At 58.2% G+C, this 14,234-nt stretch carries 13 protein-coding genes and 1 tRNA gene; 6 read left to right on the top strand and 8 right to left on the bottom strand.

What is annotated here, in order from left to right; all coding sequences use genetic code 11:
• The first annotated feature begins 168 nt into the window (after positions 1 to 168).
• The 6 genes from IQ22_RS11055 to IQ22_RS11030 all read left to right on the top strand — a co-directional run bounded on the left by IQ22_RS11055 (position 169) and on the right by IQ22_RS11030 (position 4,479).
• Positions 169 to 1,620, top strand: coding sequence for an anion permease (locus tag IQ22_RS11055; RefSeq protein ID WP_145141692.1), 1,452 nt, complete (start codon positions 169 to 171; stop codon positions 1,618 to 1,620).
• A gap of 75 nt (positions 1,621 to 1,695) precedes the next feature.
• A complete protein-coding gene (locus tag IQ22_RS11050) occupies positions 1,696 to 2,001 on the top strand; it encodes a nucleotide pyrophosphohydrolase (RefSeq protein ID WP_145141690.1) in 306 nt (101 codons plus the stop codon).
• Positions 1,998 to 2,750 carry a methyltransferase domain-containing protein gene (locus IQ22_RS11045; RefSeq protein WP_145141688.1) on the top strand — a complete coding sequence of 251 codons (753 nt, stop codon included), beginning with the start codon at positions 1,998 to 2,000 and terminating at the stop codon, positions 2,748 to 2,750. The genes IQ22_RS11050 and IQ22_RS11045 overlap by 4 nt, the downstream gene beginning before the upstream one ends.
• A gap of 11 nt (positions 2,751 to 2,761) precedes the next feature.
• Positions 2,762 to 3,391 (top strand): DUF4136 domain-containing protein, encoded by a 630-nt coding sequence (locus IQ22_RS11040; protein WP_145141686.1) that lies wholly within the window; start codon positions 2,762 to 2,764, stop codon positions 3,389 to 3,391.
• A gap of 40 nt (positions 3,392 to 3,431) precedes the next feature.
• Positions 3,432 to 3,998, top strand: coding sequence for a DUF4136 domain-containing protein (locus IQ22_RS11035; protein ID WP_145141684.1), 567 nt, complete (start codon positions 3,432 to 3,434; stop codon positions 3,996 to 3,998).
• Between the two features lie 7 nt (positions 3,999 to 4,005).
• Positions 4,006 to 4,479 carry a GNAT family N-acetyltransferase gene (locus IQ22_RS11030; RefSeq protein ID WP_145141682.1) on the top strand — a complete coding sequence of 158 codons (474 nt, stop codon included), beginning with the start codon at positions 4,006 to 4,008 and terminating at the stop codon, positions 4,477 to 4,479.
• Between the two features lie 8 nt (positions 4,480 to 4,487).
• On the opposite strand, the gene IQ22_RS11025 is transcribed toward IQ22_RS11030, so the two are convergent.
• The 8 genes from IQ22_RS11025 to fdnG all read right to left on the bottom strand — a co-directional run bounded on the left by IQ22_RS11025 (position 4,488) and on the right by fdnG (position 14,137).
• Entirely contained in the window at positions 4,488 to 4,682 is a 195-nt protein-coding gene (locus IQ22_RS11025; RefSeq protein WP_145141680.1) for a hypothetical protein, read from the bottom strand.
• Positions 4,683 to 4,823: 141 nt separating this feature from the next.
• Positions 4,824 to 4,919 (bottom strand) — tRNA-Sec (locus IQ22_RS11020).
• 38 nt (positions 4,920 to 4,957) lie between these two features.
• Entirely contained in the window at positions 4,958 to 6,880 is a 1,923-nt protein-coding gene (gene selB / locus IQ22_RS11015) for a selenocysteine-specific translation elongation factor (protein ID WP_145141678.1), read from the bottom strand.
• Positions 6,877 to 8,292, bottom strand: coding sequence for an L-seryl-tRNA(Sec) selenium transferase (selA, locus tag IQ22_RS11010; protein WP_145141676.1), 1,416 nt, complete (start codon positions 8,290 to 8,292; stop codon positions 6,877 to 6,879). Before selA ends, selB begins: the two co-directional genes overlap by 4 nt.
• Positions 8,293 to 8,444: 152 nt before the next feature.
• Positions 8,445 to 9,368 (bottom strand): formate dehydrogenase accessory protein FdhE, encoded by a 924-nt coding sequence (fdhE, locus tag IQ22_RS11005; protein ID WP_145141673.1) that lies wholly within the window; start codon positions 9,366 to 9,368, stop codon positions 8,445 to 8,447.
• 84 nt (positions 9,369 to 9,452) lie between these two features.
• On the bottom strand, positions 9,453 to 10,076 hold the full coding sequence (locus tag IQ22_RS11000; RefSeq protein WP_145141671.1) for a formate dehydrogenase subunit gamma: 624 nt from the start codon (positions 10,074 to 10,076) through the stop codon (positions 9,453 to 9,455).
• A 47-nt stretch (positions 10,077 to 10,123) separates the two neighbouring features.
• Entirely contained in the window at positions 10,124 to 11,062 is a 939-nt protein-coding gene (gene fdxH / locus IQ22_RS10995) for a formate dehydrogenase subunit beta (RefSeq protein WP_145141669.1), read from the bottom strand.
• Complete coding sequence (gene fdnG / locus IQ22_RS10990; RefSeq protein ID WP_145141667.1) at positions 11,063 to 14,137, bottom strand: formate dehydrogenase-N subunit alpha; 3,075 nt, start codon at positions 14,135 to 14,137, stop codon at positions 11,063 to 11,065. It lies immediately after the preceding gene.
• Between the last annotated feature and the right edge of the window lie 97 nt (positions 14,138 to 14,234).

Raw genomic sequence — 14,234 nt, 5'->3', positions numbered from 1 at the left:
TTAGCGATTGAGCGCTTTTCACTTGGAACACGGCCCTTCCATAAGCTGACTAAACAGCCAATAGACATACCCAATCGAATCCATTAGCGATTACTAGGACGAAATGATTGAGTCCGTATTCCTAATCGCTAAGATCGCCCCCCTTTATCGTTTGGTATGGGAGTCAACATGAAAACGCTGGCAATACGCATGGCGCCGCTGATCGTGGCGCTCATCATCGTGGTCCTGCCGGCCCCCGAAGGATTACCGCCACACGCATGGCACTTCTTTGCCATTTTTCTCGGCTGCGTCGTTGGGCTTATTTTCGAGCCGCTGCCAGGTGCCGTCATTGGCCTGATTGGCGTGGTAGTGGCTGCATTGCTGGCGCCATGGGCCCTATTTTCTCCCGAGCAGTTGGCTCAGCCCGACTTCAAAATGGCCGACCGGGCCTTCGCCTGGGCCGTCTCCGGCTTTACCAACTCCACGGTCTGGCTGATCTTTGGCGCATTCATGTTTGCCCTCGGCTACGAAAAGACCGGGCTGGGCCGGCGGATCGCGCTCTGGCTGGTCAAGACCATGGGCAAGCGTACCCTGACGCTGGGCTACGCCATCATGCTTGCCGATACGGCCCTGGCACCGTTCACACCCTCCAATACGGCTCGCAGCGCCGGTACGTTGTATCCCGTACTACGCAACCTGCCGCCGCTCTACGACTCGCAGCCGAATGACCCGAGCATGCGCCGAATCGGCACCTACCTCATGTGGGTTGCCATCGCTTCAACCTGTGTAACCAGTACCCTGTTCCTGACAGGAATCGCGCCCAACCTGTTGGCCGTGGCCCTGGTGGAAAGCTCCACCGGCATCCGTGTCACCTGGGGCGAATGGTTCATGGCGACCGCACCGGTCGGCATTCTGCTCTTGGCGATCCTGCCGCTCGTAAGCTACTGGCTATGCCCACCCGAGCTCAAGTCCGGCGACGTTGTCCCAAGGTGGGCTGCGGAGGAGTTAGCCAAGATGGGCAAACTGACCCGCCATGAGCTCCTTCTGCTGGCATTAGTCGTCACGGCCCTAGCACTGTGGATCTTTGGTACATCTCTTATTTCGCCAGCACTGGTCGGTCTGCTGGTGATCAGCCTGATGCTTATCATCGGGATCGTCACCTGGAGCGATATTCTCAGCAACAAGGCAGCCTGGAACACCTTTGCCTGGTTTGCCACGCTGGTCGCCCTGGCGGATGGCCTGAACATGGTCGGTTTCGTAAAATGGTTTGGTCTGTTGATGGCTGACTATTTAGGCCATTTCGACCCAACCGTGGCCATGATCCTACTAACCGTGGCGTTCTACCTGCTGCACTACTTTTTCGCCAGCTCCACGGCTCACACCACTGCCCTGCTCCCGGTCATGGTGGCTGCCGCCGCCAGCATCCCGGGTATTGATATGCACACCTTCGTGCTGCTGCTCCTGCCCACCATTGGCATCATGGGCATTATCACACCGTATGGCACTGGCCCTAGCCCGGTTTACTACGGCAGCGGCTATCTGCCCGGCCCTCTCTGGTGGCGTCTCGGCGCCATCTTCGGCCTGCTGTTCCTGGTTGCCTGGATTGGAATCGGTACGCCCTGGCTGCTAATGACGCGCTAAGCCTGTCCATGGAACAATGCGGCGCTTATCGAGCGCCGCATTGAACCTCTCACATGCGGCTTTACGGAGCCTTGCATGGACCTTTCCGAACTTACATCCCGCCTGCATGCCATTCGTGATGCCAACCAGTGGCGGCGCTACCATAGCCCCAAGAATCTGGTTATGGCCGCCAGTGTCGAGATGGCTGAACTGACCGAAATCTTTCAATGGCTAACAGAAGACGAGTCCCGTGCACTTCCACCTGAACAGCTAACGCATGCCGGTCAGGAAATTGCTGATGTCATGCTGTACCTGCTGCAACTGTGCGCCGAGCTGGGGCTGGATCTGGAAACAGTAGTACAGGCCAAGCTGGCCGATAACGAACGGCGGTTCCTACCATGAGCGATACCTTCTTTGACGACCGAGCCATTCGCTTTGCAGAAAAGATTTATGGCAATGCCAAGGGGGCCATTCGCCTGGCTGTACTTCAGGCCGATCTGCAGGAAGTGCTTCCGCCCCGGCCATTACGGGTATTGGATATCGGGGCCGGACTAGGCCATATGAGCCTCTGGCTGGCGCAACAGGGCCATGAGGTCACGCTGGCTGAACCGTCCCGGCCCATGCTGGACGGCGCCCGCCAGCGTTTTGCCGAGGCGGCCCTTGATGCCACCTTTATCGAAACGCCCTGGCAAGGCTTGCCTGAGCGTTTCGAGACGCCGTTCGACGTGGTTATCTGCCATGCTGTCTTAGAGTGGCTGGCCGAGCCGCATGCCATTCTTCCTGCACTGGCCCGTCTAACGGCACCTGAAGGCTGGCTTTCACTGGCCTTCTACAACCGCGACGCCTTGATCTACCGCAACCTGCTTAAAGGGCATTTCAAAAAACTCAGGCGGCAGGACTATGCAGGCGAAGGTCGTGGCCTGACACCGCAACAGCCCCTTGATCCCAGGGAACTTGAACAGGCAATGCGTGCCTACTGGCATATCGTCACCCGCAGCGGCATCCGGGTATTTCATGACTACATGCCAACCGAGTTTCAAGGCAAAGCTGACGAGGCCGAACTGATCGCCATGGAAATGGCCCATCGGCGTCATCCTACCTTTGCCGGCCTGGGTCGCTATCTACACTGGCTGTGCCAACCGGTCACCTGAAGGAGAGCTCCATGATACGTCGTCTGGTTGTTGGCGTTCTGGTTGTCCTGGGCCTGACGGCCTGTCAGGGGAAAAACCCCTACGTAGCCAGCGCATTGCCGGAGTCGGCGATACCCATGGCTACCGAACGGATTGATCCTTCCAGCTATCCCGCACCTCCTATCGACTATGGCCGCTACCGGTATTGGGCCTGGACACCCGAGGGGGTGACGGTCAGCAGCAGGACGCCACAAACCATGGACGTTGGGCGTGTACGCGACGCCATTAGTGGACAACTTGACCAGCGTGGGCTACGTCCCGCGCAGGCCGGCAATGCACCTGACCTCTACGTAAATGCCACCGTTCGAGAAGAACAACGCGTCCAGTACGACACGGATTATTACAGTAGAGGCGGTTATGGTTCACCGTATGGTTATGACCGCTGGGGCGGTCATGGCGTCTATGGCTCAACGGGCTATAGCCATACCCAACCTCGCTACTACCGTGTCCAGGTCTTGAAAATTGATCTGATTGATGCTCAGCAAAGCAAGGTGATCTGGAGTGGTAGCGCTGAGCAAACAGGAGGTAGCGATCAGAGTGAACGCGCCCGGGCCATTCGCGAAGCGGCCCGCCGCGCACTGGAGCAGTATCCACCCCACTAATTTTATTCATGAGCCAAAACTATCGTTCTGGAGGGTCATCATGATCCGACGTCTGCTTCTCTTAACTGCCCTGCTTTCAACCCTGACTGCCTGCCAAGTCAATACGGTCAACCGTGATTACGACCCTACCCGCGATTTTGGTGCCTACCGAAGCTGGACGTGGGCCCAGCCGGCGCTGGAATACAAACCGGACGATCCACGCCTGAAAAGCGATCTCACTGAACAGCGCATCCGCGATGCCATCAGCAGTCAACTTGATCAACACGGCCTGCGTCCGGCCCAACCTGGCACACGCGCCGACCTGCAGGTTCGCAGTTACCTTATCGTCGACCAGCGACAGGGCCAGATGATGCGTACTGATCCCTATTGGGGCGGTGGTCCCTGGGGCTATTGGGGTCCCTGGGGTGGCGGTTATACCCAGACCCAGACTTATACTTACAGCGTGACAACCCTGCAGATTGACCTACTGGACGGACGTGACGGCAAACTGGTCTGGCGTGGTAGTGCTGAAGCGGATAGCGGCCTGAACGCTGATATTCCCAGCCAGCGTGCCGCGGCCCTCAGTGCAACGATTCGTAAAATCCTGGCCCAGTATCCACCTCGGTAAGATAACCATGCTCGACCATCGCCCCGCCGAACTCGAGGATTTAAGTGCCGTATGCCAATTCGTGCAAACGCCTGATGAGCTGTTCTATGCCTTTCCCAAAGCCACCTGGCCTCTTACACCCGAGCAGATGGCCGCAGCGTTGGAAAGCCGTCAACACAGTACGCTCGTGTTGCGCCGGGGCGAAGCGGTTGCTTTTGCCAATTTCTTTCGCTGGGAGCACGGAGGATGCTGTCATCTTGGCAACGTCATGGTCTCGCCGTCAGCCCGGCGGTCAGGCGTTGCGCAGTACCTGCTCGACGTTATGGAAGCCCTGGCGCGGAAGCATTATTCTGCTACCACTCTACAGGCAGCCTGCTTCAACCCCAATACACCCGCGCTTTTGCTGTATACCCGCCAGGGGTTCAGGCCACTGTCTATAGAAGAACGAGTCAACCCGGCAGGACAGCGCGTTGCGCTGCTGCATCTACAGAAAAAGCTGTAACCGGACGGCTACATACGGCTCAGCAAAGAAAAATCGCCGCCCCGCGCGAAGGGTACGAAACAACCATAAGGCTCATAGCCATAGGGGCACGCCGTCTCGGTTACAACTGCCTCGGCGTTGATGACCGGCTCCTGCATGCTCAGGCCGCCCAGACCTACTAACAGCGATAGAAAAAGAAAGGCTGAGCCTGCTCTCGTTTTCATACGTCACCTCCGTTACACCCTAACGGCATAGCTATACCCTGACACAAACCGTCATGCACTGTGCCTACTTTTTAGTATAGATAACGAAAGATAAACGCCAGGAAAAAGGCACGGCGTTTTACAGGAATGCTGTGAGAAAGATGGCGGAAGGCAGTGAGAGTCGAACTCACCCGGGAACGGCTGCCGTCCCCAACCGGGTTTGAAGCCCGGCCGCGCCACCGGGCACGATTGCCTTCCATTGATACAGCCAGAGGAGCTGTATCAGACTGACCGTATCAGACTAACCGCTCGGTTTCTTGAACCAGAGCGCTATCGGAACGAACCCTGCGTTCATTACCGAAGCGGCGAGTAAAACCGATTCGATCGAAAAATTCGAGAATCTGGATACTGCGTTTGCGCCCGATACCAAGCTCATCCCGAAACGCTGCCGCCCGAATGATCCCTTCTTCACGCTCCAGACGCAACGCCATTTCGACTAAAAGGCTGATCGTTTTTTCCGGATAAAACAAATCCTTAACGATCTGTTGCAACTGCCCCAGGCGTGCCAGCTTACGCAACAGGTGCCGTACGGCCGCTTCGTCGTAAGCCAGCGCTTTGGCCAGATCACGAACCCAGGGAGGATCGAACCGCCCGGCTTCGAGTAAAGGCCAGAGTCTGGCTTTTAATTGCTCTTCGTCATCGGTCAACCGTACCCGATGCCCCGGAAGATGTAACCAGGGGCCGCTCGCTGTAATCCTTTCTGCGGTTAAGGCGGCCTCTAATACGGCGATGAATACCGGTCGATCCAGCTGCGGCAAGGCAAAGCGCCGCAAGCGGTCCCGGTCGGGACCTAACTCATCGGGCTGCTCGTTATGAAAGCGTGCCAGACTGTCATACAGGTGCTCTTGCAAAGCCTGCCAGTGCTGGGTATCGAATAGACGCGGCCCTTGCCGAGTGGCTATTTCTATAACCTGCGATGGCAAATGCCAACCCGTTCGGGGACGGTTGAACTGGCGCACCAGCACAGTAGGGTCAATGCCGTTATCCGCCTGACTAAGCAAATGCGGCAGCGCCTCCTCCAGACTGCCCTGGCGAAGAGCCTCTAACTGAGCCAGGCGGGCTGGCGTACGTCGATTACGAGCCGGAGCGAATGGATCAAGCACCCGGCCCCCTCCGATCGTACGCTGCGCCGACTGATCCCGTAGTACCAGGTAGTCACCCTGTACAGCCTGAATCGGTGAGTTGAGCACTAGCTGGGCCAAGGTACGCTCACCTGGAGCCAACGCACCCTCGTGCTCCAGAAGAGCCACACGGCCGGTCAGGTTCTGTGCGCCCAGATGTACGTGTACCGGCGTCCAATGCGCCAGAGCGCGTGGCTCACCAGCGAGCAGTTTCAGGTCAATATCGATCCGGGTCGACGGTGCATGGAGCGTTTGATCAAGCAACCAGTCACCTCGCCTGATCTGCTCCACACTGAGTCGCTCGCCCGCCAGGTTCACCGCTACGCGCTGACCGGCATAGGCCTCCTGTGCCTCACGATTCTGTGCATGCAGGCCCCGTACGCGCACCTTGCGGCCCAGCGGACCCAGTACCAGCTCATCACCCAGGGCTACCCTTCCGGCAAAAGCCGTTCCGGTCACAACTACCCCTGCCCCCGAAACACTAAAAGCCCGATCAACGGCCAGACGAAAATAACCCTGGTCGCTACGTGCCAGAGCCTGTTCTGCTTCCCTCAATAAAGCGGCACGTAACGCGTCGACTCCCTGCCCGGTTTGACTGGAAACCGGGAAGACTGGCGCGCCCGCCAGAGGGCCCTCCGCTAGTAACATGTCGATGTCCTGCCGTACGACCTCAATGCGTGCGGCGTCAACCCGATCCGTCTTGGTCATGGCAACCAGGGCTCGTCGTATACCCAGCAGCTCGATAATGGCCAGGTGCTCACGAGTCTGTGGCATCACCCCGTCATCGGCGGCCACCACCAGCAGCACCAAATCGATTCCGCTGGCACCAGCCAGCATGTTGTGCACGAACCGCTCGTGGCCGGGTACGTCGATAAAGCCGGTAAGCTCACCATTGCCCAGGTCTGCGTACATATACCCCAGGTCAATGGTAATGCCCCGCTCCTTCTCTTCGCGGCGCCGATCACCTTCAACACCTGTCAGGGCACGTATTAACGATGTTTTACCATGGTCGATATGGCCGGCAGTTCCCACAATCATGCCGCGCCCTCCGCCACCAGAGCCAGCGCCGGCAGTTGCGCCAGGAAGCTGGGCTCATCATCCAGCTGACGCAGATCCAGCCAGAGCGCATCGTCATCGATACGACCAATAACGGGGATGGGGAGCTGTCGCAACGCCTCTTCGAGTCGACGTAGCGCGCGCCCCCGCAACCGCTTCGAGCTAGTGGGGCGCAAACACAGCGCGGCGCTGGGCAGGCGTGCAACAGGCTGGGTCCCACTGCCGATCATACCAAGCGTCGCCTCGGTCGAGACAAGCCACCCCTCACCCAGAACCTGTGACAAGGGCGCGACCAGCCGACTGGCTTGCTGCTGGATATCGGTTTGAGGACGCGACAGCAAACGCAGGCTGGTAAGCCGCTCACCTAGCCGATCAGGATCACGGTAAAGTGCCAAGACAGCCTCTAAAGCGGCCAAGGTGAGCTTGTCCACGCGTAGGGCACGCTTGAGCGGGTTCTTCTTAATACGGGCGATCAGGTCCTTATGGCCTACAATAAGGCCGCATTGAGGGCCGCCCAGCAATTTGTCGCCACTGAACGTCACGATATCGGCACCGTCACGCAGGGCCTCCTGCACGGTCGGCTCCTTGGGCAGCCCCCAGCGAGTCAGATCTACCAGGGAGCCGCTGCCAAGGTCCTCCAACAACGGCACCGAGTGGGTACGCGCGATTGCGGCAAGGTCGGGGGTTGATACGCTACTGGTAAATCCCTGCACCGTGTAATTGCTGGTGTGAACACGCATCAGCAGCCCAGTACGCTCCGTGATGGCCGCCTCGTAGTCCTTGGCATGGGTGCGGTTGGTCGTCCCCACTTCAACCAGCTTTACACCTGCCCGGGCCATGATGTCCGGGATACGAAAGGCCCCGCCGATCTCAATCAATTCGCCTCGGGAAATGACGCCCTCCTTTCGGGCGCCCAGACTGTTCAAGGCCAGGAGTACCGCTGCGGCGTTATTGTTGACGACCGTTACCGCTTCGGCCCCGGTCAGCTCGCGAATAAGGCCAGCAATGAGGTCATCCCGATCGCCACGCTTGCCTGTCGAAAGATCAAACTCCAGATTCAAGGGGTAACGGGCCGCCAACGTGATGGCCTCAATGGATTCTTCAGGCAACAATGCACGCCCCAGGTTGGTATGCAAAACCGTTCCGGTCAGGTTAAAAACGCGGCGAACCTGTCGCTGAGTCAAAACCGCCAAGCGCTCACCGGCACGGCCAGCCAACACCGCCTCGCTCAACTCGACCTCTGAGAGTTGGCCATGCCGTGCAGGCTCGCGCAACTCATCCAGCAACTCACGAAATGTCTTGAGTAAGATATCCCGGCCATGGCGCTCAAGCAGCGGAGCGGCAGCGGGATGGCGTAACAGACGATCAACAGAAGGCAGTCGTACGGCAGTCATGCAGGGCTCTTTAACTAAAGGCTGACCCTGGGAGTGTACAACTGGACGCCGAGGCCTGCATTGATGCGAAAGGCCAAGGCGGCGACCCATTGTATGAGCCGGAGCAGGCACAGGCGGTCCTGCTCCGGCTCATGGCAGAAGCAAAAGCGCTATTAACCGCCTGGAGACAAGAGCAAATTAGGCGCCTGCCGGTGAAACCCTTCCTCACCCAAACGCATATCCAGCGCCAGGCTGGCTAGATCCGCCGAAAGCGCCTCAGCCTGAGTGTCATGCTCCAGATACAGGAGCTTCAGGTACGTTTCGCAGCTGGGACAGGCCTCGGCTCGCAGAGACGCCTTGTCCGCCAGGACGGCATCGCTTTCCAATGACAGGTACTGGAGGTTCTTGCTGCTCTCACAATGAGTGCATTTGACCCGCACATAATGCCACTCACAGGAACACAGCGAGCAGCTCAGATAGCGCAGCCCGTTATGCTTGCCGCGATGACGGATGACCCCGGCCGTCGGCAGCGCGCCGCAGGCTGGACAATGCGTCTGACTTTTCGACTCGCGCACTTTTTCCATGTCGAGTTGAAACAACCAGTTCGTCCAGGCCACCTGCAATGCCGCACCCAGAAAGGGCACCACGCCAGGCGGCACAAGGTCATATTGTCCATTCGTCAAGGCGATGGCCCAAGCCTTGCGCTGTCCGGCATCTGCCTGGTGCAGTCGCTCTAATGCACTGCCTACAGCCGCATGAGCCGGCGCCTCGTACGTATCGAGCAAGGCGTCCAACACGCTCAACCAGGCGTCTTCACGCACCAGCGTATCGCTGCTCAAGGGCGGCAGGCCATGGATTAGGCTCTGCTGGATTCGCTTCGTATCCAGCGGCAAGTCGGCCATCGTGTCAAAGACCTGCTGTTGGGCGCGGCAAACTCCACTGACCAGCAGCAGGTAATCCCGTAATGGATTGCCTTCGGCCAGTGTAGCCAGGCGCTCGGCCCGGTAGCTGAACTGGGTCTTGGGTGGGAGATGAATGAAGGGAGGAGTAGTAGCCGAGGCTTCAATCTGCCCCGGTTCGAGAATCTGGCCTGACACGCAGAAAACCTCTTCGGTTAGGGATGCCGCTACAGACCTCCTGGTCTGTAGCGGCGAGCGCCATGCCATAGCACGGCGACGCGTTTACTTCTTGTCTCGCGTGATGTCCTTGTACCAGAGCGAGTGATGCTTCTTAGCCCACAGCAGGCTGACCTTGCCATGCAGCATGGCGCCGATGGAGCCCTTGATCCAGATACCGGCATAGATATGCACGATGATCGAAAGGATCAACAAGAACGCTGCCACCGCATGCGCCAACGCTGCCAACCGAATGCCACTGATGGGGAAGAAATGGCTGAAATACTCGCGCCAGATCACGATTCCACTCAGCATCAATACCAACATGGACGCCAGCAACACCCAAAACAGCATTTTCTGTCCCGGGTTGTACTTGCCGATTTCCGGCAGCTTGTCCTCGCGGTTATTCAGCACATCACCGATCTGTTTTACCCACTGGACATCCCGCTTTTCTAGAATGTTGTGGTGCCAGAACCGGATCACCAGGCCCATGAAAAGCACAAACATCGCCACGCCCATGAATGGGTGCAGGATGCGGGTCCATGGCCCACCGCCGAACAGATTGGTCAGCCAGAACAGCGCCGGATGGAACAGCGCCAACCCTGACAGGCCTGCCATGAAGAACAGTATAGCCACCGCCCAGTGATTGGTACGCTCACCGGCACCGTAACGAACGATCTCTTTTTTCATTTAATGGCTCCTGAACTACCTCCCCCGCTTGCAGGGGAGGCGTCATCTCAGCGTTGGTTCGGATCGAACGTCTTCACCGAAGCGTCGTTGGACTTCTTCTTCACCTGCTCAACGGCTGCCTCATGATGCGCCTCGTCTTCCTCATCAGCGCGGTTCGGTCCGACCCGCACGTAGTGGAAGAAGCCAGCCAGCACGGCCGCACCCATCGCCATCAGTGACAAGGGCTTGGTAATGCCTTTCCACAAGCTCACCATCGGGCTGACGGCAGGGTCGTTCGGCAGGTCGTTGTACAGCGCCGGCTTGTCGGCGTGGTGCAGAACGTACATAACGTGCGTACCGCCCACACCGGCCGGGTCGTACAGACCGGCGTTCTCGTAACCACGGCTCTTCAGATCGACGATGCGTTCTTCGGCGTGATGCTTCATGTCTTCCTTGGTACCAAAGGTAATGGCCCCGGTCGGACAGGTCTTTACACACGCTGGCTCGAGTCCCACGGATACACGGTCAGAACACAAGGTGCACTTGTAGGCCTTGCTATCTTTCTGCGAGATTCGCGGAATATTGAACGGACACCCGGTGATGCAGTAACCGCAGCCGATGCAGTGATCCTGGTTGAAGTCGACAATACCGTTGGCGTGCTGAACGATCGCACCTGGACTCGGGCAGGCCTTGAGGCAGCCCGGCTCGGCGCAGTGCATACAGCCATCCTTGCGGATCAGCCACTCCAGATCGCCCACCGCATTTTCATGCTCGGTAAAGCGCATGAGCGTCCACGAATCGGCAGTCAAGTCAGCCGGGTTATCGTACGTACCATGGTTTTGCCCTACGTCGTCACGCAGATCGTTCCACTCTGAACACGCCACCTGGCAGGCCTTGCAGCCAATGCACTTGGAGACGTCGATCAGCTTGGCGACCTCCTCCACCTGACGGATAGAGGAAGCCGAAGTGGTCGTCGCGGATCGGGCAATAATGTCTTGAGTGGCCATTTATGCCTTCTCCACATTGACGAGGAACGATTTCGATTCCGGCGTTTGGGTATTGCCGTCACCCACGAACGGAACCAGTGTGTTGGTCAGATAACCGTGACGTGTCAGACCCGAGAAGCCCCAGTGCAGCGGAATACCGATCTGGTGTACGGTCTGGCCATTCACCTGAAGCGGCTTGATCCGCTTGGTCACTACAGCCACAGCCACGATGTAGCCGCGCTTGGAGCTCACGCGCACCTTGTCGCCCGCCGCGATACCCTTCTCCTGTGCCAGCACCTCGCCTATCTCGACGAACTGCTCCGGCTGGATGATCGCATTCAGACGGCAATGCTTGGTCCAGAAGTGGAAGTGCTCGGTCAGGCGGTACGTGGTTGCCGCATACGGGAACTTGTCGGCCTTGCCGAACGATTCCCATACAGTAGGCAGAACACGCGCCACGGGGCTGCTGATCACCTTGTCATTCTTCGGATGCATCGGGTTAACCCCGATGGGCGTCTCGAAGGGCTCGTAGTGCTCAGGGAACGGACCTTCGGCCATCTTGTCGACGGCAAAGAAGCGCGCCACGCCTTCCGGGTTCATGATGAACGGATTCATACCGGCTTCCGGCGCACTGTCCGGCTTGAAGTCCGGAACATCGGCACCACCCCAGTTCTTCCCATTCCACCAGACCAGCTTTTTGTCCGGTCCCCATGGTTTGCCGCTCGGATCAGCCGAGGCACGGTTGTACAGAATCCGACGGTTCATCGGCCATGCCCAGGCCCAGCCCAAGTTCTGCCCGACACCATACGGGTCACTGTTGTCACGGCGAGCCATCTGGTTGCCCTGCTCGGTCCAGCTGCCACAGAAAATCCAGCAGCCCGAAGCGGTGCTGCCGTCATCCTTGAGCTGAGCAAAGCCCGACAGCTGCTGGCCGGCTTTCGCCACCACAGCGCCTGTTGCGTCGGTGACATCCTTGACCGCGTAACCGTTGAACTCCTTGGCCAACTCTTCAGGAGATGGTTCATGAGCGATCTTGTACGGCCAGTTCAGACTCAGGATCGGATCAGGATAAACACCACCCTCGTTGCGATAACGCTCGCGCAGCATCAGGAACAGTTCCGACATGATCGCCACGTCGGTCCGCGCCTCGCCGGGTGCCTCAGCGCCCTTCCAGTGCCATTGCAACCAGCGGCTGCTGTTGACCAACGAGCCGTCTTCTTCGGCAAAACAGGTTGTCGGCAGGCGGAACACTTCGGTCTGGATGCTAGCGGTGTCAACATTGTTGAACTCACCGGCATTGCGCCAAAACTCGGAAGTTTCGGTCGCCAGCGGGTCCATGATGACCAGCCACTTCAGCTTGGCCATCGCAGCTACAACGCGGTTTTTGTCCGGCAGCGATGCAATCGGGTTGAAGCCCTGGCAGAAATAGCCACGCACTTCACCACGCGACATCATGTCGAACATTTTCAGCACATCATAACCAGCGCCCGGCACGTCCAGCTTGGGCAGATAGTCATAGCACCAGTTGTTCTCAGCCGTGGCCACATCGGCATACCACGCCTTCATCAGGCTGACATGGAACTTGCCGTAGTTCTGCCAATAGGACATCTGACCCGGACGCAGCGGCTTGAGGGCACGCTTGGCGATATAGGCGTTGAAATCCTGCTCGGCATCGCCGGCCAGAGTCATATAGCCTGGCAACAGGTTGGACAGCAGACCCAGGTCCGTCAGCCCCTGAATGTTGGAGTGACCGCGCAATGCGTTCACGCCGCCACCCGGCAGGCCAATGTTACCCAAAAGCAACTGAACCATTGCCGCCGTACGGATGATCTGCGCACCAATAGAATGCTGCGTCCAACCCAAGGCATACAAAATGGTCATGGTCTTGCCAGGCTGAGATGTCTCGGCAATCTCTTCCCAGATTTTCAGCATCCGGTCCTGCGGCATGCCGCAGATATTGCTGGCCACTTCCGGCGTGTAGCGGCTGTAGTGCTTTTTCATCAGCTGGAAAACGCAACGTGGGTGTTCCAGGGTCGGGTCGACCTTGGCGAAACCATCCGCTCCCTTCTCATAGCTCCAGGTGGACTTGTCGCTATAGGTGCGCTTCTCGGCGTTGTAACCACTGAACAAGCCATCTTCGAACGTGAAACCTTCGTTCACGATGAAGGAGACGTCCGTGTAGTTGCGAACGTATTCGTGCTGAATCTTGTCGTTGGCGATCAGATAGTTGATCAACCCACCCAGGAACGCGATGTCCGACCCGGTACGAATAGGCGCATAGTAGTCCGACACAGAGGCCGTACGGGTATACCGCGGATCGACTACGATCAGACGTGCCTTGTTATGGGCTTTCGCTTCGGTCACCCACTTGAAGCCGCACGGATGCGCTTCAGCAGCGTTTCCGCCCATCACAAGAATCAGGTTGGCATTGCGAATATCTGTCCAGGTATTCGTCATGGCGCCACGGCCATACGTCGGGGCAAGACTTGCCACCGTCGGGCCGTGTCAAACGCGAGCCTGGTTGTCGAAACCAATCAAACCCAGGTTGCGGACGACTTTCTGTGTCAGATAACCCGCTTCATTGGAAGCAGCCGATGCAGCCAGGAAGCCGATCGACGTCAGGCGGTTAACCGTCTGACCCTGGGCGTTCTGGGTCACGAAGCTCGCATCGCGCTCCTCTTTGACCAGTTTGACGATACGGGTCATCGCCTCTTCCCAGGAAATACGCTTCCACTGGTTAGAGCCTGCTTCCCGTACTTCAGGGTATTTCAGGCGGTTCGGGCTATGGATGAAATCCAGCAGGCCGGCACCTTTAGGGCAGAGCGTTCCGCGGTTAACCGGATGGTCCGCGTCGCCTTCGATGTGAATAATATTCTGCGCAACGTTTTTCGCGTTATCGCCCTGGCTGTACATGATCAAGCCACAGCCGACCGAGCAATACGGACAAGTGTTACGCGTTTCGATGGTGCGCGCCAATTTGAAATGGCGCACCTGTTCGGCAAAAGCTGGCGTCGGTGCCATGCCTAGTGCCGCCAGGCTCGATCCTGCAAGGCCGATACCAGCGACCTTGAAGAACTGCCGACGGTTCATATCCACGTCTTGACTCCTCATCAAAGGAATGAAGCCGGGTACATCGCCCGGCTTCGTTGGGGGGCGCAAATACAGAGGAGACGACGAAGCGGGAATCGGCAGG

This window comes from Pseudomonas duriflava, assembly GCF_007830155.1.
Classification (GTDB): Bacteria; Pseudomonadota; Gammaproteobacteria; order Pseudomonadales; family Pseudomonadaceae; genus Chryseomonas; species Chryseomonas duriflava.
This window is presented reverse-complemented; position numbering and strand designations above follow the sequence as displayed.

Excerpts from the sequence above, each read along its gene's own strand:
- IQ22_RS11045 (WP_145141688.1), top strand. The coding sequence starts at position 1,998 with ATGAGCGATACCTTCTTTGACGACCGAGCCATTCGCTTTGCAGAAAAG.
- IQ22_RS11035 (WP_145141684.1), top strand. The coding sequence starts at position 3,432 with ATGATCCGACGTCTGCTTCTCTTAACTGCCCTGCTTTCAACCCTGACT.
- IQ22_RS11055 (WP_145141692.1), top strand. The coding sequence starts at position 169 with ATGAAAACGCTGGCAATACGCATGGCGCCGCTGATCGTGGCGCTCATC.
- IQ22_RS11040 (WP_145141686.1), top strand. The coding sequence starts at position 2,762 with ATGATACGTCGTCTGGTTGTTGGCGTTCTGGTTGTCCTGGGCCTGACG.
- fdxH (WP_145141669.1), bottom strand. The coding sequence starts at position 11,062 with ATGGCCACTCAAGACATTATTGCCCGATCCGCGACGACCACTTCGGCT.
- IQ22_RS11050 (WP_145141690.1), top strand. The coding sequence starts at position 1,696 with ATGGACCTTTCCGAACTTACATCCCGCCTGCATGCCATTCGTGATGCC.
- IQ22_RS11030 (WP_145141682.1), top strand. The coding sequence starts at position 4,006 with ATGCTCGACCATCGCCCCGCCGAACTCGAGGATTTAAGTGCCGTATGC.
- selB (WP_145141678.1), bottom strand. The coding sequence starts at position 6,880 with ATGATTGTGGGAACTGCCGGCCATATCGACCATGGTAAAACATCGTTA.
- IQ22_RS11025 (WP_145141680.1), bottom strand. The coding sequence starts at position 4,682 with ATGAAAACGAGAGCAGGCTCAGCCTTTCTTTTTCTATCGCTGTTAGTA.
- selA (WP_145141676.1), bottom strand. The coding sequence starts at position 8,292 with ATGACTGCCGTACGACTGCCTTCTGTTGATCGTCTGTTACGCCATCCC.
- IQ22_RS11000 (WP_145141671.1), bottom strand. The coding sequence starts at position 10,076 with ATGAAAAAAGAGATCGTTCGTTACGGTGCCGGTGAGCGTACCAATCAC.